The 22,103-nt window shown below is 71.7% G+C and carries 19 protein-coding genes and 1 riboswitch; of the genes, 11 read left to right on the top strand and 8 right to left on the bottom strand.

Annotated features, from left to right (window positions below):
• The 4 genes from OJ997_RS33355 to OJ997_RS33340 all read right to left on the bottom strand — a co-directional run.
• The coding region (locus OJ997_RS33355; protein WP_270029746.1) for an AAA family ATPase at nt 1-2,299 on the bottom strand (2,299 nt) is incomplete at its 3' end.
• 24 nt (nt 2,300-2,323) lie between these two features.
• Entirely contained in the window at nt 2,324-4,336 is a 2,013-nt protein-coding gene (locus OJ997_RS33350; RefSeq protein WP_270029745.1) for a choice-of-anchor D domain-containing protein, read from the bottom strand.
• A 130-nt stretch (nt 4,337-4,466) separates the two neighbouring features.
• Nucleotides 4,467-5,192, bottom strand: a complete 726-nt coding sequence (locus OJ997_RS33345) for a L,D-transpeptidase (protein ID WP_270029743.1) — start codon at nt 5,190-5,192, stop codon at nt 4,467-4,469.
• Between the two features lie 47 nt (nt 5,193-5,239).
• The gene (locus OJ997_RS33340; protein ID WP_270029742.1) at nt 5,240-6,775 is read right to left on the bottom strand and encodes a choice-of-anchor D domain-containing protein; all 1,536 of its coding nucleotides are present in this window, start codon (nt 6,773-6,775) and stop codon (nt 5,240-5,242) included.
• Between the two features lie 124 nt (nt 6,776-6,899).
• Between OJ997_RS33340 and OJ997_RS33335 the strand changes: the two genes are divergently transcribed.
• Both OJ997_RS33335 and OJ997_RS33330 read left to right on the top strand, forming a co-directional pair.
• Nucleotides 6,900-7,607: a DUF8091 domain-containing protein gene (locus tag OJ997_RS33335; RefSeq protein WP_270029741.1), complete on the top strand. Its 708-nt coding sequence runs from the start codon at nt 6,900-6,902 to the stop codon at nt 7,605-7,607.
• A 19-nt stretch (nt 7,608-7,626) separates the two neighbouring features.
• Nucleotides 7,627-8,025: a hypothetical protein gene (locus OJ997_RS33330; protein ID WP_270029740.1), complete on the top strand. Its 399-nt coding sequence runs from the start codon at nt 7,627-7,629 to the stop codon at nt 8,023-8,025.
• Here the strand turns inward: OJ997_RS33330 and OJ997_RS33325 are convergent.
• Complete coding sequence (locus tag OJ997_RS33325) at nt 8,006-9,187, bottom strand: BtrH N-terminal domain-containing protein (protein ID WP_270029739.1); 1,182 nt, start codon at nt 9,185-9,187, stop codon at nt 8,006-8,008. The two genes, OJ997_RS33330 and OJ997_RS33325, sit on opposite strands and share 20 nt — an antisense overlap.
• 230 nt (nt 9,188-9,417) lie before the next feature.
• On the opposite strand from OJ997_RS33325, the gene OJ997_RS33320 reads away from it, so the two are divergent.
• Together OJ997_RS33320 and OJ997_RS33315 are read left to right on the top strand one after the other, a co-directional pair.
• Entirely contained in the window at nt 9,418-10,878 is a 1,461-nt protein-coding gene (locus OJ997_RS33320) for a CYTH and CHAD domain-containing protein (RefSeq protein ID WP_270029738.1), read from the top strand.
• Nucleotides 10,875-11,600 carry a ParA family protein gene (locus tag OJ997_RS33315; RefSeq protein ID WP_270029737.1) on the top strand — a complete coding sequence of 242 codons (726 nt, stop codon included), beginning with the start codon at nt 10,875-10,877 and terminating at the stop codon, nt 11,598-11,600. Before OJ997_RS33320 ends, OJ997_RS33315 begins: the two co-directional genes overlap by 4 nt.
• Here OJ997_RS33315 and OJ997_RS33310 read toward each other — a convergent pair.
• Nucleotides 11,597-12,724: a sigma-70 family RNA polymerase sigma factor gene (locus OJ997_RS33310; RefSeq protein WP_270029736.1), complete on the bottom strand. Its 1,128-nt coding sequence runs from the start codon at nt 12,722-12,724 to the stop codon at nt 11,597-11,599. The genes OJ997_RS33315 and OJ997_RS33310 overlap by 4 nt on opposite strands.
• 243 nt (nt 12,725-12,967) lie before the next feature.
• On the opposite strand from OJ997_RS33310, the gene mptA reads away from it, so the two are divergent.
• Complete coding sequence (mptA, locus tag OJ997_RS33305; RefSeq protein ID WP_270029734.1) at nt 12,968-13,951, top strand: GTP cyclohydrolase MptA; 984 nt, start codon at nt 12,968-12,970, stop codon at nt 13,949-13,951.
• The gene (locus OJ997_RS33300) at nt 13,926-15,044 is read left to right on the top strand and encodes a hypothetical protein (RefSeq protein WP_270029733.1); all 1,119 of its coding nucleotides are present in this window, start codon (nt 13,926-13,928) and stop codon (nt 15,042-15,044) included. Before mptA ends, OJ997_RS33300 begins: the two co-directional genes overlap by 26 nt.
• Here the strand turns inward: OJ997_RS33300 and pgsA are convergent.
• On the bottom strand, nt 14,998-15,552 hold the full coding sequence (pgsA, locus tag OJ997_RS33295; protein ID WP_270029732.1) for a CDP-diacylglycerol--glycerol-3-phosphate 3-phosphatidyltransferase: 555 nt from the start codon (nt 15,550-15,552) through the stop codon (nt 14,998-15,000). The two genes, OJ997_RS33300 and pgsA, sit on opposite strands and share 47 nt — an antisense overlap.
• A 35-nt stretch (nt 15,553-15,587) precedes the next feature.
• Between pgsA and OJ997_RS33290 the strand changes: the two genes are divergently transcribed.
• From OJ997_RS33290 to OJ997_RS33280, 3 genes are read left to right on the top strand one after another with little or no spacing between them, the layout of a single operon-like run.
• A complete protein-coding gene (locus tag OJ997_RS33290) occupies nt 15,588-16,823 on the top strand; it encodes a hemolysin family protein (protein ID WP_270029731.1) in 1,236 nt (411 codons plus the stop codon).
• A gap of 34 nt (nt 16,824-16,857) precedes the next feature.
• Nucleotides 16,858-17,415 (top strand): response regulator, encoded by a 558-nt coding sequence (locus tag OJ997_RS33285; RefSeq protein ID WP_270029730.1) that lies wholly within the window; start codon nt 16,858-16,860, stop codon nt 17,413-17,415.
• A 19-nt stretch (nt 17,416-17,434) separates the two neighbouring features.
• Entirely contained in the window at nt 17,435-18,016 is a 582-nt protein-coding gene (locus OJ997_RS33280) for an ATP-dependent Clp protease proteolytic subunit (RefSeq protein ID WP_270029729.1), read from the top strand.
• Between the two features lie 10 nt (nt 18,017-18,026).
• Here OJ997_RS33280 and OJ997_RS33275 read toward each other — a convergent pair whose 3' ends face one another.
• Nucleotides 18,027-18,740: a fumarylacetoacetate hydrolase family protein gene (locus tag OJ997_RS33275; protein WP_270029728.1), complete on the bottom strand. Its 714-nt coding sequence runs from the start codon at nt 18,738-18,740 to the stop codon at nt 18,027-18,029.
• Nucleotides 18,741-18,864: 124 nt separating this feature from the next.
• On the opposite strand from OJ997_RS33275, the gene OJ997_RS33270 reads away from it, so the two are divergent.
• On the top strand, nt 18,865-20,340 hold the full coding sequence (locus OJ997_RS33270; protein WP_270029727.1) for a sensor domain-containing diguanylate cyclase: 1,476 nt from the start codon (nt 18,865-18,867) through the stop codon (nt 20,338-20,340).
• Nucleotides 20,341-20,389: 49 nt separating this feature from the next.
• Nucleotides 20,390-20,554, top strand: a riboswitch (cyclic di-AMP (ydaO/yuaA leader).
• 7 nt (nt 20,555-20,561) lie between these two features.
• Nucleotides 20,562-22,103, top strand: a 1,542-nt coding sequence (locus OJ997_RS33265) for a peptidoglycan DD-metalloendopeptidase family protein (RefSeq protein WP_270029726.1), incomplete at its 3' end; no start/stop codon positions are given.

The raw sequence follows: 22,103 nt of genomic DNA, 5'->3' as shown, positions 1-22,103 counted from the left end.
TATCTTGTGACTCATGGCACGCACATGGAAGTTGCTCGGGGGCGCCGCCGTCGCGGTGCTCGTAGGCGGCCGCCGCGGCCTCGGCCTCGCCGGTGACGCGCAGCACCGTCGCGGCCGCCCAGGGGTGCGCGTGCGCCGCGAAGGGATCGTGCGCGAGGCCCGCGAGCCGGGCGCGCACCGCGGCGGCCTCGTCGTCCTCGCCGAGCTCGTCGAGGGCCTCGAGCAGGTCGGCGGCGACCGGGAAGGCTCCCTGCTCCTCCACGCCTTCGCGCTCGCAGTGCGCGTGCACCAGCCGCAGGTGCGCGGACGCCGTCGCCGGGTCGTGGGCGATCAGCGCGGCGAGGCCCAGCGCGCGGTTGGCCTCCAGGATCTGCCACGTGTACTGGCGGCGCTCGGCCTCCTCGAGCGCGGGGGTCGCCCACCGCCGCGCGGCCTCGGCGTCCCCGCGACCGGCGGCGAGCAGCGCGCGGCAGCGCTGGTAGGTCGGCGTGATCAGGAACTCGCCCTCGTCGGACGCCTCCCACTCGTCCAGCAGCCGCTCCGCGGCGTCCCACGCGCCGGCGCGCAGCTCGATCTCCGTCAGGTTCAGGCGCAGCCACGCGTAGCCGACGGACTCCCCGCGCTCGGCGGCGAGCGTCAGGAACCGCGTCGTCGCCTCGCGCGCGGGCCCGACCTCGCCGCGCCACGAGCGCCGCAGCGCGGCGAGCGGCCAGGGCGAGTCGATCAGGTGCGCGCCGGGCCCGACCGCCGCGTCGAACTGCTCGCAGACGCCGTCGATCTCCAGCCCGCGCAGCGCCCGCGCCCACCCGAGCGCCCGCATCGCGTCGGGCTCGGGCAGCGACTCGAGCCCCCAGACGATCGCCTCGGGGATCCGCTCGACGCCCTCCGCCGCGGTGCTGAGCGCCTTCAGCGCGAGCACGCGCCGGCGCAGCTCGAGGTCGTGCCCGGCCGCCGCGAGCGCGCGCTCGATGTGCTCGGCGTGGTCGGACCGCGTCTCCACCCCGCTCTCGGACAGCAGCAGCCACGCGCGGACCTGCGGCTCGCCGGGCGGGAGCCGGTCGAGCACCGGCGTGAGCAGGTCGCGCACGCGCCGGCGCTCCCCCGCGGACTCGAGGTACCCCGCGAGCGCGAGCACGCGCGCCGCCCACGCGTCCTCCTCCGGCGCCGTGAGCCGCAGCGCCTGCTCGCCGAGCGCGACCGCCTCCGGACGGGCGCCGCGCGCCGCCGCCTGCGTCGCCATCAAGCTCAGGTACTCCGCGAGCTCCTCGTCGGCGTCCTCGGTGGCCAGCGCGAGGTGGAGCGCCCGCCGCTCGGGCTCACGCACCACTTCCGCCAGCGCCGCGTGCACGGCGCGGCGCTCGCTCGGCAGCGCGGTGGTGCGCGCGACCGCGGCGAGCAGCGGATGCCCCGCGCGGACCCGGTCGCCGTCGGCGACGAGCAACCCGGCCTGCAGCGCCTCCCGCACGCCTTCGCCGATCACCTCGAGCGCGTCCAGGTGCAGGTCCGCCCCGAGCGCGACCGCCAGCAGCAGCCAGCGGTCGCGGTCGGGCAGGGCCGCCACCCGCACGCCCAGCAGCTCCTCGACCGCCGCGGGAACCGGCAGCTCGTCGCCGGTCAGCGGCAGCGCCCGCGTGATCTCCAGCGCGAACAGCGGGTTGCCAAGCGTCGCGGCCGTGATCCGCTGCAGCGCCGGCACGGGCAGCTCGACGCCGAGCCGCTCCGCCACCACGCCGCGCAGCTCGCCGGCGCTGAGCGGACCGACGTCGACGACCGTGAGCGACCGGCGCGCGAGCGCGTCCTCGAGCGGGGACGGCTCCCCGGCGCGCTGGGCGACGAGGAACCCGACCGGCGCGTCCACCAGCCGGCGCGCCGCGAACGCGAGCGCCTCCGCGGACAGCGCGTCCAGCCACTGCACGTCGTCGATCGCCACCAGCACCGGCGCCGCCGCCGCGAGCGCGCCGCGCAGCGCCAGGCCGATCGCGTGCGGCTCGGGCGGCGCGCTCGCCGGCGCGCGGCGCAGCAGCACGATCTCCAGCGCCTCCCGCTGCGGCGCGGGCAGCACGTCGAGGTCCACGTGCTCGCACAGGTCGATCAACCCCGCGAACGAGAGCTTGGCCTCGGTCTCACACGGCCGCGCGACGAGCACCCGCAGCCCGCGTTCCTCCGCGAGCGCGAGGCCGGCCTCCCACAGCGTGGTCTTGCCGATCCCGGCCTCACCGCGAAGCACGAGCGCCGTCGGATCGAACCCTCGCTGAAGGAAGGTCCGGACCAATGAGCGCTCGTGATCGCGGCCGACCATCGAGCAACTGTGTCAGGTGTGCGATCAGCCCGTGAAGCGCGGCTTGATCCGCGGCTTGGCGGCGGCCTGCTTCTTCGCGGCCTTGGGGATCACGATCGTGATCCGCTGGGCGCTGGTGAGCTTCTCGCCGCTGCCGAGCACCGTGTTGATCGTCAACGTCGCCTTGATGCGGCGGATGCCGCGCTGCTGGGCGGACTTGATGAACGCCGGCGAGAGCTTGAGCTTGACCGTCTTCAGGCCACCGGCCTCGACCTGCACCTTCGAGAACTTCGCCACGGTCTTGGTCGTGGCCGCGGACGCGCGCGCCTTGCGGCTCGTGAGCGCGGACTCCTCGATCGTGAGCTTGCCGTCAAGCTCGCACTCGGTCTGCGCCGGGCAGGAGAGCGGCAGCTTCAGCGTCGGGACCGACGCGGCGTTGGCGCTGCTGCCCGTCGGCATCGACACCGTGAAGGTCGGCTTCTTCTCGGGGTCGATCGTCGCGGGCTTCGGCGTCGACGTCGGGGTCGGCGTTGCGGTCGGGGTCGGCGCGACGGGGGCCGCCGGAGCGACCGCGGTGCCGCTCAGCGCGACCGCGCTGGAGCCACCGTTGTGCGTGATCACGAGCTGGCCCGTGTGCGTGCCGGCGGCCGTCGGGCGGTAGGCGATGACGTAGTCGCAGGTCTTCCCATGGGACAGCGCGCCGTCGCACGTCGTGGAGACGAACGCGAACGCGGGGTCGGCCTGCAGCGAGGCGAGGGAGAACTCGAGCTCCACCTTGCCGGCGCTGGTCACCGTGACCGTGCGCGTCTCGGTGGCGTCGACGCCGATCGAGCCGAAGGCGACGGCGTCCGTGACCTGCGCGGCCGGGCCGATCACAACGAACGGGGTCTCCGCCTGGCTCGGGGCGCGCAGCTCGTCGCCGGAGTAGGCGACCTTCAGCGTGTGCGGACCGGCGACGGCCGGCGCGAACGACTGGCACTTGGTCAGGCCCTCTTCGGTGACGGGCTGCGTGGCGCAGCCCGCGACGGGCTGGCCGTCGACGAAGAACGCGGCCGTGCCGGTGTCGTACCCGCCGGCGGGGCCGACCGAGGCGAGCAGGACGTTCGCGATCTCGGCGTTGTAGGTGATCTTCGCCGACCGCGCGACGGGGTTCGGCGTCGCCTCGGGCTTGATCTTGGCCGGCTCGATCACGTACTGGTAGAGCTTCGCCGCCTTGCTCGCGACGTAGTTCTCGTCGCCGCTGTAGGTCGCCGTGATCTCGCGATAGGTGAAGCCGGCGGGCGCCTGGGCCTGGCACGAGGCCTTGTCCTGGACGACCGGGAGGTCCTGGCAGCCCGCGAGCGGGTCGCCGTCGATCGTGAGGGACACGGTGCCGGCGATCGCGGGCGCCGAGCTCGGCGCGTCGGGCGCGCTGAGCTCGACCTCGTAGGTCGACGTCGTCCCGGCGAGCACCGTCTCGGGCGCCGTATCCGCGAAGTTCGTGTACACCGACGGCAGCGGCTCGAAGGCGACGTTGTAGAGGATGTCGCGCGCGTACTCCGTGGTCTCGAACACCTTCGTCGCCTGGCCGAAGCCGGTCGACGACAGCGAGATCGTGCCTTCCGGAGCGTTCTGGTACTGGATGCTCGCGTCCGGCCCGAGCTCGACGGCGATCGAGTCACCGTCCTTGACGCGCAGCTTCTCCGGGAGCGGAAGGCGTTGCGCGGACAGGTCGTAGCCGTCCGGGTTGACCGGGTCCGACTTCTTGACGACCTCCCACGTGCCCGGCGTGCTCGTCTCACGCAGCACGACGACCTTCACGTCGCCGCAGGACCCGTCCGTGCAGATGAAGCGACCACCGAGGTCGGTGACGAAGCCGTCGGAGGGCGCGATGTAGCCGTGCTGCAGGACGGCGCGGGCCGAGCCGGTGGTGCCGTCCACCGGGGCGGAGAGGTTGTACGCGCCGATCGTGTCGCCCGCGGGGTCGGCGGCGGCCGGGGCGGCCAGCAACGCCGGAGCGGCGACGACAGCGGTCAGAATCGCAGCGGCGCGTCGTACGCCGCCCAGGGTGAATCGCATCGGGTCCCTTCCATGAGCAATGGCACGCGACCAACTGCCGGCGTGCCTCCTTGCCCACTTTCGTCGGCTTCCATCCCGAACTCTGGATGTTCGCTGCCGAACAATTCGGACGCGAGCGTCCGATTCGGCGTCAGGGCCGGATGAGCACGGGCGTGCCGCGCGGGACTTCGCGCCGCAGCTTGGCCAGCGTGGCGCGTGCCATCCGGACGCAGCCGTGTGAGGCCGCGGTGCCCAGCGGCGCGCCGAGCTGCTCGTACTCGTGGAACGCGATCTGCGGGATGCCGCCCTGGTAGCGGGCGAGCGCGCGCGAGTAGGCGGTGATGGCGAGGATGCGGCGGCCGAGCTCGTTGCCGCCGGGCAGGTCGACCGGTGCGTCGGCCGCGAACAGGCCGGTCGGGGTCGGCGTCGCCTTCGCGCCGACGATGACCTTCGCTCGGAACGTCCGGCGGCCGCCCTTGAGCAGCGTCACCGTGCGGTCGGAGAGGTCGACCACGACGCGGCGGCGCGTGCGCTCGAGCTTGACGCGGTCGGCGCGGATCCAGCCGGAGGAGCCGGCGGGCATGCGCTTGAGCAGGACCTTCACGTAGGCCTGGCCGTCCACGACGCGGGCGTCCAGGACGAGCAGCACGTTCGGGCCGCCCCAGAACGGCGTCCGGGTCCCGACGGTGTCGAGCGTCCGGCCACGGCCCGGCTTGGTCCGGGCGACGGTCGGCGCCGTCACGCGCGCGGTGTACGCGGAGCGCGCCGTCGGGCGCGGGTGCGCGGGCACGGACGCCTCGGGCGTGGCCTGGGGCGTGGCCTCGGGCACCGGCTCCTGCGCCGCCGCCGGCGCGGTGGCGCAGGCGGCGAGCAGCAACGCCAGGGCCGAGGCCGCCCGCAGGCGGCCTCGGTTCAGCTGGGGGATCAGCCGGTGAATTTCGGCTTCACCTGCTGCTTGGCGGCGACCTTCTGCTTGGCGGCCTTGGGGATCACGATCGTGATGCGCTGGGCGGTGGTGAGCTTCTCGCCGCTGCCGAGCACGGTGTTGATGGTCAGGGTCGCCCGGATGCGGCGGATGCCCTTCTTCTGGGCGGACTTGATGAACGCCGCGGACAGCTCGAGCTTGACGGTCTTGAGACCGCCGGCCTGCACCTGCACCTTGGAGAACTTCGCGACCGTGGTGGTCGCCGCGGCGGAGCTCTTGGCCTTGCCGTTGACGAGCGCGGACTGCTCGATCGTGAGCTTGCCGTTGAGCTCGCACTCGGTCAGGGCGGGGCAGCTCAGCGGCAGCTTCAGCGTCGGGACCTGCGACGCCTTCGCGCCGTCACCCGAGGGCACCGACACCGTGAACGTCGGCTTCTTGGCCGGGTCGAGCGTCGCGGGCTTCGCGGGCGGCGTCGAAACCGGCGGCACCGGCGCGGCGGCGGCGACGGCCGTGCCGCTGAGCGCGACCGTGGTCACGCCGTCGCCGGCGTTGTGGTTGAGCGTGAGCGCACCGGTGTGGGCGCCGGCGGCGGCCGGCGTGAACGCGAGCTCGAGCGTGCAGGTCGCGCCCGCCGCGAGCTTGGCGTCGACGCAGGTGCCGCCGACGACGGTGAACGGGCCGGTGACGGCGACCGTGCCGAACTTGAGCGCGCTGTCACCCGTGTTCGTGACGGTGACCGTGCGGCTGGAGGTCGCGCCGACGGTCAGCGAGCCGAAGTCGGTGGCGGCGACGGTGACCTCGGGGGCGAGGACCGTGAACGGCGCGGTGGCCGAGGCCGGGCCGGCGCCGTCGACGCCGCTGAAGCTGGTCTTGAGCTTGTGCGCGCCCTTGACGGCGGGCGCGCTCGTCGAGCACGTGGCGAGGCCCTGGGCGCTGACGGGCTGCGCGGCGCAAGCCGGGACGGCGACGCCGTCGACGAAGAACGCGACGGTGCCGAGGTCCTGCGGCGGCGAGAGGACGCTGACGTCACCCGTCGACGTGAGCTGGGCGCCGACCACGTTGGCCTTGTAGGTGATCGCGGCGCGCTGGTCGACGACGTTCGGGGCGACGGACGCCTCGATCGACGCCGGACCGTAGATGCTCAGCCACGTGTAGCCGTTGGAGGGCTCGTACGGGGAGTTGCCCGAGTAGGCGACGTCGATCCGCTTGAAGTCCACGGTGGGGAACACCGGGCTCGTGCACGTCGCCGTGCCGTTGACGACCGGCAGCGCGGTACAACCGTCGATCGCCGCGCCGGCGATCTTCATGGTCACGGTGCCGCCCGCGGCGGTCGCCACGACGTTGCCGGCGTAGATCGTCGCGGTCAGCTGCGTGGTCGAGCCGGTGGGGACGGAGCCCGGCGTCGCGATCAGGACGGCGGAGGTCGAGGTGCTGGCGGTGGCGGAGGCGGGGCCGGCGGTCAGCGCGACCGCGCCGAGCGCGAGCGCGCCGATGGTGGTGGCGCGCCTGATGACGGCGCCCGGGTTGAATCGCATGAGGGGGGAGGGTCTCCTGGACTGAGGGAGCCGCTGGTCGGCTCCGACTTCTGTCCACCTAGGTCGGCGGGGAGGCGGCGATCCTGAGCCGGTTGTCAGGTGGACCACGTAGCGTGTCCTCGTCATGACGGGGATCGGACAGCTCCGCGAAGGTCCGCTTCACCGCGACCTGAAGGCGATGCTCGCCGGCCCGGGCGACGCCTTCGAGGTGCGGGTCGACGGCTACGTGATCGACCTCGTGCGCGCGGACGGCGAGCTCGTCGAGATCCAGACGGGCGGATTCTCACCGCTCCGCGCGAAGCTCGACGCGCTGCTCGACCGCCATCGGGTGCGCATCGTCCACCCCGTCCCGACCGAGCGCCGGATCCTCCGGGTCGACGAGCACGGCGAGGTGCTTTCGACCAAGCGGTCCCCGAAGAAGCCCGGGCCCGCCACGATCTTCGAGGGCCTCGTCTCGTTCCCGACCCTGCTCAGCCACCCGAACCTCACGATCGAGGTGCTGCTGTGCCGTGAGGACCACGTGCGCGCGCCCGCCCCGGTGCGCGGTCGGCGGTACATGCGCGACCCGGGTCAGCGCCGCCTGCGCGACGTGATCGACCGGATCGAGCTGAGCAACCCCGCTCACGTCGCCGCGCTGCTCCCGGTCCTCGAAGCGCCCTTCACCACGCGCGAACTCGCCAAGGCGATGAAGGTGCCGCTCCCGCTCGCCCAGAAGGCGGCGGCGTGCTGTCGCGCGCTCGAGGTGTTCACGGACGCGGGCATGCGCGGCCGCGCGCCGCTGCACGATTGGGGTCTTCACCCCAAGACGAACGGAATAGGCAAGAAGCGCTGATTGCCGCACACTGCCCGGCATGAGATGGGCAGTTCTGGTCGCGTTGCTCGTGGTGGGCTTCGGCACCTATTCGCTGGTGCGCTCGGCGCACGACATGGGCATGGCCGTGCTCGCCGAGACCGGCGAGCAGACCGGACGCGGCGCGGCGCCGCGCCTGGTCGACCGCGAGCTGCGCGTGCGCAGCGGCATGGCGATGCTCGACCTCGCGTGTGCGAGCACCGCCGGCTGCCATGGCGTGATGACGATCGAGCTCAAGAGCGGGAAGACGGGCACCGCGCCCTACGCCGTCATGGGCGGCCAGACCACCCGCTACGCACTGCCGCTCCCGCCCGGCGCACGGTCCAAGCGCGCGAAGCTGAGCTGGCGCGAGGACAGCGGCGCGGCCGCGAGCGCCGAGGTCAGGCTGAAGCGCTCCTGAGCCGCTCGAGCGCGGCGACCTCCGCTTCGTACATCGCCGCGACCGGCTCGGCAAGCGCCGGCATCTCGCCCGCCTGGTCGCGCTCGGCCTGCAGCGTCCAGCGCTCCGGGTCGTCGCGGTCGATCACCGTGCGCAGCGCGTCGCCCGGTGGGAGCGCGACGTCGACGATCGCCTCCCAGGCCGCCGCGGCCTCGCGCCACGCGGCCGCGGGCACCGACAGGTCGCGGCCGAGCAGCGCGCTCGCCTCGTCGAGGAAGTCCGCGTAGAGCCCGCGCAGCCGGGCGCCCTCCGCCGCGCCGGTGTAGATCGAGGCGCGGGCGCTCGCGGTCCCGCGGCCGTCGGCGAAGACGGTCGGCCAGCCCTTCGCGTTGCGCGTGTCCGTGGTCATCCGCGCCCACTTGCGCCAGGCGGGCAGCGAGAACGAGTCGGACTTCGCGCTCAGGTGCTCGACCTGGAGCGCCAGCCCCGTCGCGACCGCCTCCCGCAGGTCCCCGACGTCCACCCGCGCCGGGTCGATCGTGATCAGCCGGTGCTTGTAGGAGACCACCCGCGCCCGCGCGGCCCGCAACCGCTCCGCGCTCACGACCTCACGCCGCGTCGACCGGTCGTCGATCAGATAGCCGGAGCCCTCGCGGCCGTAGACGACGATCGGCGCCCCACCGAACCCGTCGCGGCTCTCCGGCAGGCCGCGGTGACCGAGCCGGTACGGGTCGATCCAGGCGATCGCGGGCAGGCCCCGGTCGAGCTGAGCGTCGAGCGCGGCGGCCGCGCCCTTCGCGCCGCCCGTCTCGTGCAACTCGGCGTGCAGGCCGAGCCGCTCGGCCGTGCCGGCGGCCCAGCGCGCGGGGTACTGCCACTCGCGCCGGAAGCCGAGCGTCAGCGCCCGGTAGCCCCAGCGCTCGAACTCCCAGAGGATGTAGCCCGCGCCGAGCCCGCCGCCGACGCCGAGGATCATCGCCTCCGACAGGGGCGCGCCCTCGTGCTCGACGCCGAGGTTGGCCAGCACGTTGGCGAACGCGGCGGTCTCGCCGTGCACGCCGCCGCGCAGCTCCCAGGGGACGGGCGCCGCCGCCTCGACGTGGCGGCGCGCGACGGTGTACGGCTCCCCGGTCTTGCGCATCCGGTCGCGAACCAGGGCCTTGAAGTGCTTACGAGCGGTCATGTGTGTTCTCCGAGCGACCGGCGCCAGCCTCCACGCGGCCTCGCGCCCGTCGGGTTCGGGTGCACAGCCACAACCTCGCATCTTCCCGGGGACAGCGATCCCCTTTGCTCCCGCTGAAGGCGCCGGCGTGGACGGGCACTCAGGGAGTCCGGCGTGGGAAAATCGCGCCGTAGGGCCAAATGTTAACGCTCGGTCTGCGAGACTGCCGCCCGATGACGGTTGTTACCCACGTGTTACCGGAAGGGGCCGATCTCGCTGCGGCACGAGCGTCGCTGGGTGAGCACCTGAGCCTCAGAGCGGGCCGGGCCACCAGCTCGATCACGACCTTCTACGACACGTTCGACGGCCGCCTGCACGCCGCGGGGGTCACGCTCCACCACGCCGGCGGGAAGCTCGTGCTCACCGCCCGCGAGGACGGCGCCGAGCTCGCCGCGGCGGAAAGCACGGCCGCGAAGCGCCTGTTCGACCGCGACCTCCCGGACGCGCTGCGCGAGCGGCTCGCGCCGGAGATCGAGATGCGCGCGCTGCTGCCGGTGGCGAGGCTCCGCGTCCAGACGCTGCCGGTCGCCGTGCTCAACGAGGACGCCAAGACCGTCGCGCGGCTCACGCTCGCCGCAAGCACGACCGGCGCGCATGGACGCGTGACCGCGAGCGCCGTCCGCGGCTACGAGCGCGAGCTCGACCGCGTCGTGGCCGTCCTGGCCGACACGCTCGCGCTGCCCGAGGCGACCGTCCCGCTCGTGGATGAGGCGATCGTCGCGGCCGGTGGCGACCCCGCCGGAACGAGCGCCAAGCTCAACCTCGCGCTGAACCCGGAAGACCCCGCCAACGTCGCGGCCGCAACGGTGTTCACCCGCCTGGTCGAGGTCATCCGCGAGAACGTGCCGGGCACGTTCGAGGACGTCGACTCCGAGTTCCTGCACGACTTCCGCGTCGCGGTCCGCCGCACGCGCAGCCTGCAGCGCCAGTTCAAGAACATCTACCCGAGCGAGCGGCTCGAGCACTTCCGCACGGAGTTCAAGCGCCTGCAGGCCGAGACCGGCGACCTGCGCGACATGGACGTCTACCTCCTGGACTTCGACGACCTCCAGGCGTCGCTGCCGGAGAAGATGCGCGCCGACCTCGAGCCGCTGCGCGGCGTGATCGAGACGCGCCGCGCGCGGGCGCTCACCTCCACCCGCCGCGCGCTGCGCGCCAAGCGCACGACCGAGGCGCTCGCCGACTGGGAGCAGTTCGTCACCAGCCGTCGCCCCGCCGACCGCACGGTCAAGGACCTCGCGTCGCACCGCATCACCCGCGTCTACCGCAAGATGGTCAAGGAGGGCTCGGCGATCGACGACGACTCGCCGGCCGAGGCCCTGCACGACCTGCGCAAGGTCGGCAAGGAGCTGCGCTACCTGCTCGAGTTCTTCGCGAGCCTGTACCCGCCCGAGGTCATCAAGCCGTTCGTGAAGACGCTCAAGGGCCTGCAGGACCAGCTCGGCCGCTTCCAGGACCGCGAGGTGCAGGCCAACGCGCTGCGCGAGCTCGCGCCGGCGCTCAAGGACGCCCCGCACACGGTGATGGCGATGGGCGTGCTCGTCGAGCGCTTCATGCAGGAGGAGATCGCCGCCCGCGCCGAGTTCGCCGACCGGTTCGAGGCGTTCGCGTCCAAGGCGCAGCGTGACATCGTCAAGGAGCACTTCGGATGAGCCACGTCCTCGCGACCTACAACATCAAGGGCGGCGTCGGCAAGACGTCGGCGGCCGTCAACCTCGCGACGCTCGCGGCGCACGGCGGCGCGCACACGCTGCTGTGGGACCTGGACCCGCAGGGCGCGAGCACGTTCCTGTTCCGCGTCAAGCCCAAGATCAAGGGCGGTGGCGCGAAGCTCGTGCGCGGCAAGACCGACGCGGACGGCCAGATCAAAGGCACCGACACCGAGGGCCTGGACCTGCTGCCGGCGGACTTCTCCTACCGCCACATGGACCTGGCGCTCGACGGCGCGAAGACGAACCGGCTGAACCGCGTGATCAAGCCGCTGGACGAGTACGAGTACGTCTTCCTCGACTGCCCGCCGAGCATCAGCCTCGTGTCCGAGAACGTCTTCGAGGCCGCGGACGCCCTGATCGTGCCGATCATCCCGGCGACGCTCAGCTCACGCACGCTCGAGCAGCTGCACGAGGTGCTGAGCGGCGGGCCGAAGGTGCTCGGCTTCTTCTCGATGGCCGACCGCCGCAAGAAGCTGCACCGGCAGATCATGGACGAGCTCGCGGGCGAGCACGACGTGCTGAAGACGATCATCCCGGCCAGCGCCGACGTCGAGCGCATGGGCTCCGAACGCGCAGCGCTCGTGGACTTCGCGCCGCGCAGCCGCGCGGCGCTCGCGTACGCGGATCTCTGGAGCGAGATCCGCGCGCGATTGACGTCCTAGGTCGCGTCCCGGAGGCGCTGAGCTTCCGGGAGTGACTCGAGCTTCTTGAGCGTGTGGTTCTCGATCTGGCGGATGCGCTCGCGCGTGACGTTGAACGCCCGCCCGACCTCCTCCAGCGTGTACGGACGCGCGCCGGTGAGGCCGAAGCGCATCTCGATGACTTCGCGCTCGCGCTGCGGAAGCGCATCCAGCGCCCGCCGCACGTTCTCCTTGCGGAGGTTCTCCGAGGCCACTTCGAAGGGGGACTCGGCAGCTTCGTCCTCGACGAAGTCGCCCAGCTCGGATTCCTCTTCTTCACCGATCGGCTTCTCGAGGGAGACCGGCTGCTGCGCCATGCGCAGGATGTCTCGCACCTCGCGCACCGAGCACTCCAGCTCGGCGGCGATCTCCTCGGGCAGCGGCTCGCGACCGAGCTGCTGGACGAGCTGGCGCTCGACGTGCACCACCTTGTTGAGCTTCTCGACCATGTGGACCGGGATGCGGATCGTCCGGCCCTTGTCCGCGATCGCGCGCGTGACGGCCTGGCGAATCCACCAGGTGGCGTAGGTCGAGAACTTGTAGCCGCGCCGGTAGTCGAACTTCTCCACCGCGCGGATGAGGCCGAGCGAGCCCTCCTGGATCAGGTCCAGGAACGACAGGCCACGGCCGAGGTAACCCTTGGCGATCGAGACGACGAGGCGCAGGTTGGCCTCGACCATCTCCTGCTTGGCGACCAGGTCGCCACGTTCGATGCGGCGCGCCAACTCGACCTCGCGGTCGGCCGTGAGCAGCTGCACCTTGCCGATCGAGCGCAGGTACAGCCGCAGCGAATCCAGGCTGGGCTCCACCGTGAGGTCGATCTCAGGCTTCTTGGCGTCCGGCGAGTCCTTCGCCGAGCGCGCCTCGGGCTCCGAGTTGGTCACGGGCTTGCCTTCAGCCGTGACGATCTCGATCCCCTGGTCCAGCAGGTACGCGTGAAGCTCCGCGATCTGCTCCTTGGTGACCTCCACCTCTTCCAGCGAGGCAGCGATCTGCTCGACGGTCAGGGTCCCCCGATCCTGGCCTTCGGCGATGAGCGGCTTGAGCTCGTCGATTTCCGTGATCGACGCGTCATCCGCCAACAGTGCTTCGGTCTTGGTGCCCAACCCTCAAATCCTTCTTGGACGTAACTTGAGCGAGCCCCGCCCCCGGAGTCGCTCCCATCCGTGCCTTATCCGTCTGTGTGCGACGAGTCGTCGCGCGTGCGCCGAGTTTTTGGTTTAGCCCTCGTGATCGGAGGGAAACTCGTATGCGCTGTCCCGGCTTTGTAGCACGGGATACGTGGTCTGTCTTTGGGAAAACCTTGGTCCATTCGTCCAGGTTCGCCCTGTCCCCTAGGCTTGGGTGTCATGACTCTGCCCTTCGAGGACGTCCAGAGCCAGGCTCCGACGCTCTCCCTCTCGCTCTCGCGCGTGGGTGTAACCAACGTCGAAAAGGTCATCCGCATCGTCGCGAATGGCGCTGAACAGCTGTTTTACGCCCGTCTGGACTGCTTCGTGGATCTCGGTCCGCACCAGAAGGGCGCGCACATGAGCCGCTTCGAGGAGGACGTCAACGACGCCATCGGCGAGGTCGTGCTCGGTGAGGCGGCGTTCCGCGCCGAGACGCTCGCCGCGCACATCGCCGAGAAGGTTCGTGACCGTCAGGGAGCTTTGCGCGCCGAGGTGCACATCGAGGCGCGCTACCCCGAGCACAAGCCCGCGCCCGTCTCGGGCATCGAGACGCAGGAGATCTACTCGCTGCTCGGCGCCGCCGTGGCCAGCGCAAGCGGCACCCGCCGGCTGATCGGCGTGCGGGCCGCCGGCATGACCGCGTGCCCGTGCGCGCAGACGGCCGTGCAGGCGCGCTCGCACGAGCGGCTGCTCGACGACGGCTTCTCCGAGGACGAGATCGCCCGCATCTTCGAGGCCGTCCCGGTGGCCACGCACAACCAGCGCGGCCTCGGCACGCTGCACATCGGCTGCCCCGAGGACTGCGACACCGACATCGACGCCCAGTGGCTCGTGCGGATCGTCGAGGAGTCGATGTCCTCGGAGATCTACGAGCTGATGAAGCGCTCCGACGAGGGCGCGGTGGTCGAGAAGGCGCACCGCCGCCCGCGCTTCGTCGAGGACTGCGTGCGCGAGATGATCCGCGGCGTCGTCGAGGAGCTGGACTTCCTGACCGACCGCCACTTCGTGTCGGCGCGCCAGGAGAACCTGGAGACGATCCACCAGCACAACGTGCAGGCCGAGCGGTTCGGGCTCCTGGGCGAGGTGCGCGGCGAGATCGCCACGGGCGAGCAGTCCTCGCACCACGTGTCGCTCCGTGAGTGGCTCGACGGCGCGCACTGACGTCGTCGGGCCTGGCTTCGCGATCGACCCGGGGCTCGTCCCCGGGTTCCCGCGAGCGCGCGTAACCGTCCTCGTCGACCGGGTCGAGGTCACCCCGCGCGTCCTGGCCCACCGCTGGGACCCGGACTTCACCGAGACGGTCTACGCGCTCACGGACGCGTGCCGGATGACCGAGCGCCGCGGCCTGCGCGGCGACGTCCTGTGCGCCGACTGGTCCTACGAGGGCTCCGGCCGGGTGGAGGTGCAGGGCGCGCCGTCCGCGCGCGGGCTGCGCGTGTCGTTGAGCGGCGGGCGCGCGGTGGGGAACCTCGAGGAGCGGCCGTTCGTGAAGTGGATGGCCACGCACGCGCCGCAGCTCACCACCGACTCGCGCGCGCTGGCCGAGATGTACGCGGCGCGCTGGTTCGCCGCCTACGTGGACGGGCCGGGGCCGCTGGCGCTCAAGCTGCGCGACCTGCGCTGGATGCGCGCGGTCTACGGGGTCGAGAGCAAGCTGTCGCACTGGGACGGTGCCGGTGACCCGTACACGCCCGCGATCGAGCTCGGCGAGCACCACCAGGTGCAGCTGGCCGCCGCGCGCGAGGCGGCCTTGAACGCGGTCGTCGCGCGCGGCGGGTTCGCGGCGATCCCGCCCCGCCTGGACCAGGCCGTCTGGCACTGGGGCATGGTCCGCGCGCTCGGCGGCCCGGAGCTGGCCGGCCCGGTCGCGGCGCGCTTCCTGCGCGAGGGCTACTTCCGCGACCAGCCGCACATCACCTGGACGGCGGCGCTCCCGTTCCTGCTCGAGGACTTCGGCGCGCGCGAGCGGATGGGGCTCGCGCAGGCGGTCGACGCGCTGCAGCTGACGAGCGACATCGAGACCTCATGGATGCTGCACGTCCTCGGCCGGCTCGGCTGGGCGGAGCGTTACGCGCGTGTGTGGAGCGTCTGGGCGCCCACCGGCGCCTGCGCGTGGCTGGACACGTTCTTCCGCGACGTGGCGGGCGCGGGGCTCGCCGACGTCGGGCCGCTCCGGCTGGACGGCGTGCCCTGGAAGGACGAGGAGGTCAGCTGGGAGCGCGACGGGCCTGGCGAGCCTGCACGAGTGACCTGAAGCCGAAGAAGTAGTCGGCGCCGCTGATGACCGTGACGACGGTCGTCACCCACACGAGCGCGTCCAGCCACAGCGGCGAGCCCTCGACGAGGATCAGCGCCATCACCATCGCGACCTGGAAGGCGGTCTTGATCTTGCCCCAGATGCTCGCGGCGATGACCTCGCCGTGCTCCATCGCGAGCTGACGCAGGCCGGTGACCGCGAACTCGCGCGCGATGATCACCATCGCCACCCAGGCGCTCACGCGGTCGAGCGAGACCAGGCTCACGAGCGCGGCCGTCACCAGCAGCTTGTCGGCGAGCGGGTCCATCAGCTTGCCGAACGTGGTGACGGACTTCTGACGGCGAGCGATCCACCCGTCGAGGGCGTCCGTGAACGACGCGAATGCGAACACCGCGGCGGCGATTCCGTCCAGCCCTCCACCCTCCTGCACGAGCGCCGCGACGAGCACGGGCACCAGCAGGATCCGGAGCAGGGTCAGGACGTTCGGCAGGTTGAGCTCGAACACCCGGGCCAGAACGTTAGCCTGGGTACCCCTCTTACGTGGACGATCTCCTTCGCATGCTCGCGTTGCTGGCCCTCATCGCCGGCAACGCCTTCTTCGTCATCGGCGAGTACTCGATCGTCACCGCGCGACGCTCGGCGCTGCGCAAACGGGGTGGAAAAGGCGCGGAGGCGGCGCTCCGGCTGATGGAGGATCCGGTGCGGGTGATCTCGACCGTGCAGGTCGGGATCACGGCGATCGGCGTGCTCAGCGGCATCGTCGGCGAGACCGCGATCCGCAACGTGCTCGGTGAGGGCGTCCCGTCGTGGCTGGCGTTCCTGATCGCGTTCGCGATCGTGACGTACCTGAGCGTCGTGCTCGGCGAGCTGGTGCCGAAGGCGCTGACGATCGAGAAGGCGGAGCTGCTCGCGTCGCTGGTGTCGCGGCCGGTCGAGCTGCTGGCGAAGGTGCTGCGGCCCGTGGTGTGGGTGCTGCAGGAATCGGCGGGCGTCCTGCTCAAGCCGTTCGGGGTCACCGAGGTGATGGCGGGCGAGTCGGTCCAGTCGGCCGAGGAGCTGCGGGCGCTGGTCGACGAGGCCGAGGGCCAGGGCGTGATCCCGCGTGCGCAGGAGGAGCTCCTGCACAACGTGTTCGACTTCGCGAGCCGCGAGGTGCGCGACGTGATGGTGCCCGAGCCCGACGTGGTCTGGCTCGAGGCGACGCTGACCGGCGAGGAGGCGCTCGCGGCGCTGGTCGAGCACGGCCACTCGCGCTACCCGGTCGGCCGCGGGTCGCTCGACCACCTGGTCGGCGTCGTGCACTTCCGCGACATGGTCGCCGCGCGCGGGGAGCTCGTCGGCGCGCTCGCGCGCCAGCCGCCGATCGTCCCGGTCACCAAGGACCTGGGCGCGCTCCTGCGGGAGCTGCGCGAGGGGCGCCAGCAGATGGCGCTCGTGGTCGACGAGTACGGCGGGACGGCCGGGATCGTGACCGTGCACGACGTGCTCGAGGAGATCGTCGGCGAGATCGAGAACGAGTTCGACCTGCCGCGCAACGACCTCGACTGGATCGACGAGAAGACCGTCGAGGCGTCCGGCTCGATGACCATCGATGACTTCAATGAGACGGTGGGAACGCAATTGCCGCAGGAGGGCCCGCGGACGCTCGCGGGCCTCGCGTTCGACACGCTGGGCCGCCGCCCACGGCCAGGGGACGTGGCTCAGGTCGACGGCGTGGCCCTGCGCATCGAGGAGCTCGAGGGCCTGCGTATCACCAAGCTCCGAGTCTCCCTTTAGCCTGAGTTCAGGGCACTTAGAAATGCTTCCCGACATGACGCGCATCGTGGTCATCGATCCGCAGCCGGCCGTTCGCGCCGGTCTCGCGATGATGCTGCGCACCGAGCCGGGCCTCGTCCCGGTGGGTGTGGCCGTGGGGGCCAAGGACGGACTGGAGCTCGTCGAGCGCCAGCGCCCGGACGTGGTGCTCCTGGACGCCGGCGACCTCGCGCTGGCCCGGCGCCTGCGCGCCCTCGAGCATGCCCCGCGCGTCGTCCTGTACTCCGCGGTCGACGATCCCGCGCTCAACGTCACCGCGCGCGTCGCGGGCGCCGACGGCCTGGTCTCCAAGGAGGCCGACGCCGAGCTGCTCTACGCCGCGCTGCGCGCCGTCGGCCGGGGCGGCACCGCGCTGCCCGCGCTGGACCGCTCGCAGCTGGACGCCGTCGCGCACCGCGTGGACCCGGAGGACCTGGCGCTGCTGGCGATGCTCGTGGACCGCACGGAGCCCGCCGACGTCGCCGCCACGCTGCGGTTGAACCCGCGCAAGCTGGCCCGCCGGATCGAGCGCCTGCTCGCGCGGCTCAAGCCAGCACGCCCGTTGGGCGTTTGACGTCTATCGTGGGGGCGTAATGCCTCTCGTCCCCATGGTCATCGAGCGCACCGCCCGCGGCGAGCGCGAGTTCGACATCTTCTCGCGGCTGCTGAACGAGCGGATCATCTTCCTCGGCAGCGCGGTCGATGATCAGGTCGCGAACCTCGTCGTCGCGCAGTTGCTGCATCTGGAGTCTCAGGACCCGGATAAGGACATCTCGATCTACATCAACTCGCCCGGCGGCTCGATCTACGCGGGCCTGGCGATCTACGACACGATGAACTTCATCAAGCCCGACGTGGCGACGATGTGCGTCGGGATCGCGATGTCGATGGGCTCGCTGCTGCTGGCCGGCGGCACGAAGGGCAAGCGCTTCTCGCTGCCGAACTCGCGGATCCTGATCCACCAGCCCTCCGCGGGCTTCGAGGGGCAGTCGACGGACATCGAGATCCACGCCCGCGAGATCATCAAGACGCGCAAGCGCATCGACGAGATCTACGCCAAGCACACGGGGCAGCCCGAAGAGGTCGTGCACAAGGCGATGGAGCGAGACCGCTTCTTCACCGCCGATCAGGCCGCCGAGTACGGCCTGATCGACCGCGTCATCCACACGCACTAGCCCCCCGGGGCTAGGCGATGGGGTGCTCGATCACCCCGAGCGCCTCGATCTCACAGCGCACGGTGTCGCCCCGCTGCAGGTAGCGGGGCGGATCGAACGCCTCGCCGACGCCGCTGGGCGTGCCGGTCAGCACGATCGCGCCCGGCTCCAGCGTGCACGCCTCACCGATGAAGTCGACGATCTCGCGCGGCCCGAAGATGAGGTCGCGCGTGTTCCCGTCCTGACGGATCTCACCATTGACGTGCGTCGTGATGCGCAGGCCGAGCGGGTCCGTCAGCTCGTCCGCAGTCGTGATCCACGGGCCCCACGGGCACGACGTGTCGAAGCCCTTGGCGCGGGCCCACTGGCCCTCGGAGCGCTGTAGGTCGCGCGCCGAGACGTCGTTCGCGACGGCGTAGCCCGCAATCTCGTGGTTGGCGCCGATGACGAGCACGAGCTCGGCCTCGTAGTCGAGTGCTTCGCTGGCGGTCGGCGTGAGCACCGGACCGCCGGGAGGCGCGCTGGAGAGCGGAAGCTTGAGGAAGACGATCGGCTTGGCGGGCTTCTCGTTGCCGAGCTCGGCGATGTGCGCGGCGTAGTTGCGGCCGATGCAGAAGATCGCCGGTGGGCGCAGGATCGGCTCGAGCAACGTGACGTCGGACAGGGCGTAGTCGGGGCCCGTGGCGGGCGTCCGATCGCCGTCCGCGAGCAGCTCGAGAACGCGCTTGCCGGTCGTGAAGGTCACGATCCGGTCGTCGCGAACCTCACCTGCAGCAGCGGATGATGTGCCTGGAGGAATGAACGTGGCGAGTTTCATTGGACGGATGACCGGCTTTAGAGATGGCGGTTCTTTGACGATGATGTCGTACGTGGATGTGACTGCGATCCAGGCTGCTGCCGCGGCGACCTCGACGACCTATCGTTCGTTCGCCGACGCGACCCGGTCCGTGCTCGACCTGCTCGAGCGCCACGTGCCCGATTCCGCGGTGTTCATGGCCCACCTCGACCGGGGCCAGTTCATCCACCGCATCGTGGACGTGCGTCGCGGCGCAGACTACGGGCTGCGCTCGAATCAGGCGCTGCCCCTGGGCGACGCGTTCTGCTCGCACATGGCCGAGGACCGCGGTCCGCGCCTGGTCGGAGACCTCGGGGACGTCGACGTCTACAAGAAGCTCGCGATGCGCCAGCGCACCGGCGCCCGCTCCTACCTGGGCGTGCCGCTCGAGCTCTCGGACGGCACCAAGGTCGGGTCCCTCGCCGCGGTCTCACGCCGCCGTAACGCCTTCAGCGCTGCCGACGAGCAGCTGTTCGTGATGCTTGCCCGCGTGTTGGCGGGCGAGCTCGAACGAGAGTCCAACGCACGAGATTTGCGCAGGTTCAACGACATGCTTCGAGATCAGGCAAGAGGAATGGGTGCGATCGGCCGGGTGGCCAAGGCACTCGCCGCGGGTGATGACGCCCGCCAGTCGATCTGCGAGGCGGCGTGCGAGGTGATGGACGCGCCGGTCGCGTTCCTGCTCGAGCCCAAGGGCCGCGACTTCGCGTCCACCGCGATGGCCGGCGCGAACGTGCAGCCCGTGACGATCCAGCCGCGTGGCGACGGGTCCGGCGGCGGCAAGGCGTTCACCGCGAAGGAGGCGTACTTCGTCGCCGACGCGCGCAACCACCCCGCGCTGGCGGCTCCGCTGGTCGAGGCGACCACGGCCCGCTCCGCGGTCTTCGAGCCCGTGCTGCGTGACGGCGACGTCGCCGGCGTGCTGATCGTGATCTGGCAGCGGCCGCTCGAGAAGCTGCCCGAGGCCTCCGGCGGGATGCTCAAGCTCGTGGCCGCGCAGGCCGCGATCGCGATCGAGCACGCGGGCCTGCGCGCCCGCGTCGAGGCGCTCGCGCTGACCGACTCCCTGACCGGGCTCGTGACCAAGCGCGTCTTCGACGAGGAGCTGCCGCGCGAGCTCGCGCGCGCCCGTCGCGCCGACACGCCCGTGTCCGTCGCGATCCTCGACCTCGACCACATGGCCGCGTTCAACATGATGCGCGGCGAGGGTGAGGGCGACCGGCTCGTCAAGGAGACCGCGGCGCGCTGGCGCTCGGAGCTCCGCGACGTGGACGTGCTTGCACGGCTGGACGGCGTGGAGTTCGCGCTGGTCCTGCCCAGCTGTGGGCTTGCGGAGGCCGTCGAGGTGCTGGACCGCGTCCGCGCGGCGACGCCGCGTGGGCAGACCGCTTCGGCCGGTGTCGCGCGCTGGGACGGCGAGGAGCCGGCCGAGCTGCTGATGCTCCGCGCCCAGGATGCGCTCTCGGCCGCGAAGTCCTCCGGCCGCAACGTCACGATCCCCGCCGAATAGCTCCCGGTTTACGTAAGTCTGCTTCGCCGTCGTGTAGGCTTGCGCGCTGAAATGAGTACAGCCGAGTTCTCTCGCCTTCCGAGGTGAGAGGAACGGGGGACCCATTGCGACCACTGGTCCGGTCGTTGGGGCGAATCGCCGCCTGCTTGGCGGCGTAGCGCAGGCCTTTGCGCGAGCCCGACAGCTAACCCCGTAGGCACGAGGCCTAAAAGGAGTGAGAGTTGTCGGCTCACGAGTTGTCGTTCCCGTACGTAGCACCCCGTAACCGCGATCTGAGCGACGCGGAGCTGTGGCAGCGCTCGCTTCGGCGGTCGGTCCACCGGCGTGAGATCACCGAAGCCGCGCGCAAGCACGCGATGCGTCGCAAGGGCGCGGCGGTGGCGGTCACGGCGTCGATGGCCGCCGGGCCGGTCGCGGCGCCGTTCGCGGCGGTCGCCTCGGTCGGTGGCAAGCGGTCGGTGTCCACCCAGACGGCCGCGCCGTCCGCCGGCTCGGCGATCGCGCTGCCGTCGGGCGCGCTGGTCGACTACGGCGATACGGGCGAGGCCGTCGCCGCGGTGCAGAAGGTCGTCGGCGTCGATTCCGACGGGATCTTCGGCCCGATCACCCAGGGAGGCGTGGAGCGCTGGCAGAAGGTCAACGGCCTCCCGGCCACCGGCTCGGTCGACGCGAAGACGTGGACGAAGATGTTCCAGTCGTCCGTGTCCTACGTCGGCAAGGACGGCAAGACGACCGTCACCGTCAACAACAAGACGACCGCGCCCAAGGCGGGCGTCGACGGGCCGGCGCCGACGAACACCACGACGACGACGAAGCCCAAGACGCGGACGAAGACGAAGACGAAGCAGCGCAGCGCCGTCGCCGAGCAGAACCGCAACGCGGTCACCAAGCCGCAGTCCGTGTCCGACCAGACGGTCCAGGCGCCCGCCGAGACCCCTGCGGCTCCCGCTCCCGCCACGCCGGGCGCCGGCTGCGGCGCGGGCAAGATCGCCACGCCCGTGTCCGGCACGACGACCGGCGTCTACGGCGAGAACCGCGGCTCCCACGCCCACGCGGGCAAGGACATCGCCGCGCCCACCGGCACCGCCGTCCGCGCCGCCCAGTGCGGCACCGTGACCAAGGCCGGCATGGACGGGTCCGGCTACGGGAACCTGGTGTGCATCGAGCACGAGGGCGGCGTGTCCACGTGCTACGCCCACCTCTCCCAGATCAACACCAAGGTCGGCACGTACGTGCACGTCGGCGACGTCATCGGCAAGGTCGGCTGCACCGGCAGCTGCACCGGCCCGCACCTGCACTTCGAGGTCCGCGAGAACGGCAAGACCGTCAACCCCGAGCAGTACCTGACCGGTGCGAAGCAGATCGCCGGCAAGGCCGCCACGGGCAAGCTCGCCGTGACATCGAGCAGCTCCGCCGCCGCCTGGGGCGAAGCGACGCCGGCCTCGTCCGCCGAGACGGAAGCGACGCTCGCCGCGGCCTACACCGCAGCGACGACCGCGACGACGCCGACGACGGACCCGGCCGCAACGACGCCGGCGACGACGGACGCGACGGCGACGGCCGCGCTGGCGACGACGGACGCTGCCGCCCCGGCCGCCACGGAGACCGCCGCCGCGCCGACGGCCGGCACCGAGCAGGTTGGCCCGGCCGAGACCGCGCCCGCCGCCGAGACGCCCGCGCCCGTCGAGGCAGCTCCGGCCGCCACGGAGACTGCGGCCGCGCCGACGGCCGCCACCGAGGAGGCAGCCCCGGCCGCCACGGCT

Origin of the sequence: Solirubrobacter phytolaccae, assembly GCF_027587195.1 — a bacterium.
Taxonomy (GTDB): domain Bacteria; phylum Actinomycetota; class Thermoleophilia; order Solirubrobacterales; family Solirubrobacteraceae; genus Solirubrobacter; species Solirubrobacter phytolaccae.
Note: the sequence above shows the minus strand (reverse complement) of the source record. Positions and strands in the feature narration are given on the sequence as shown.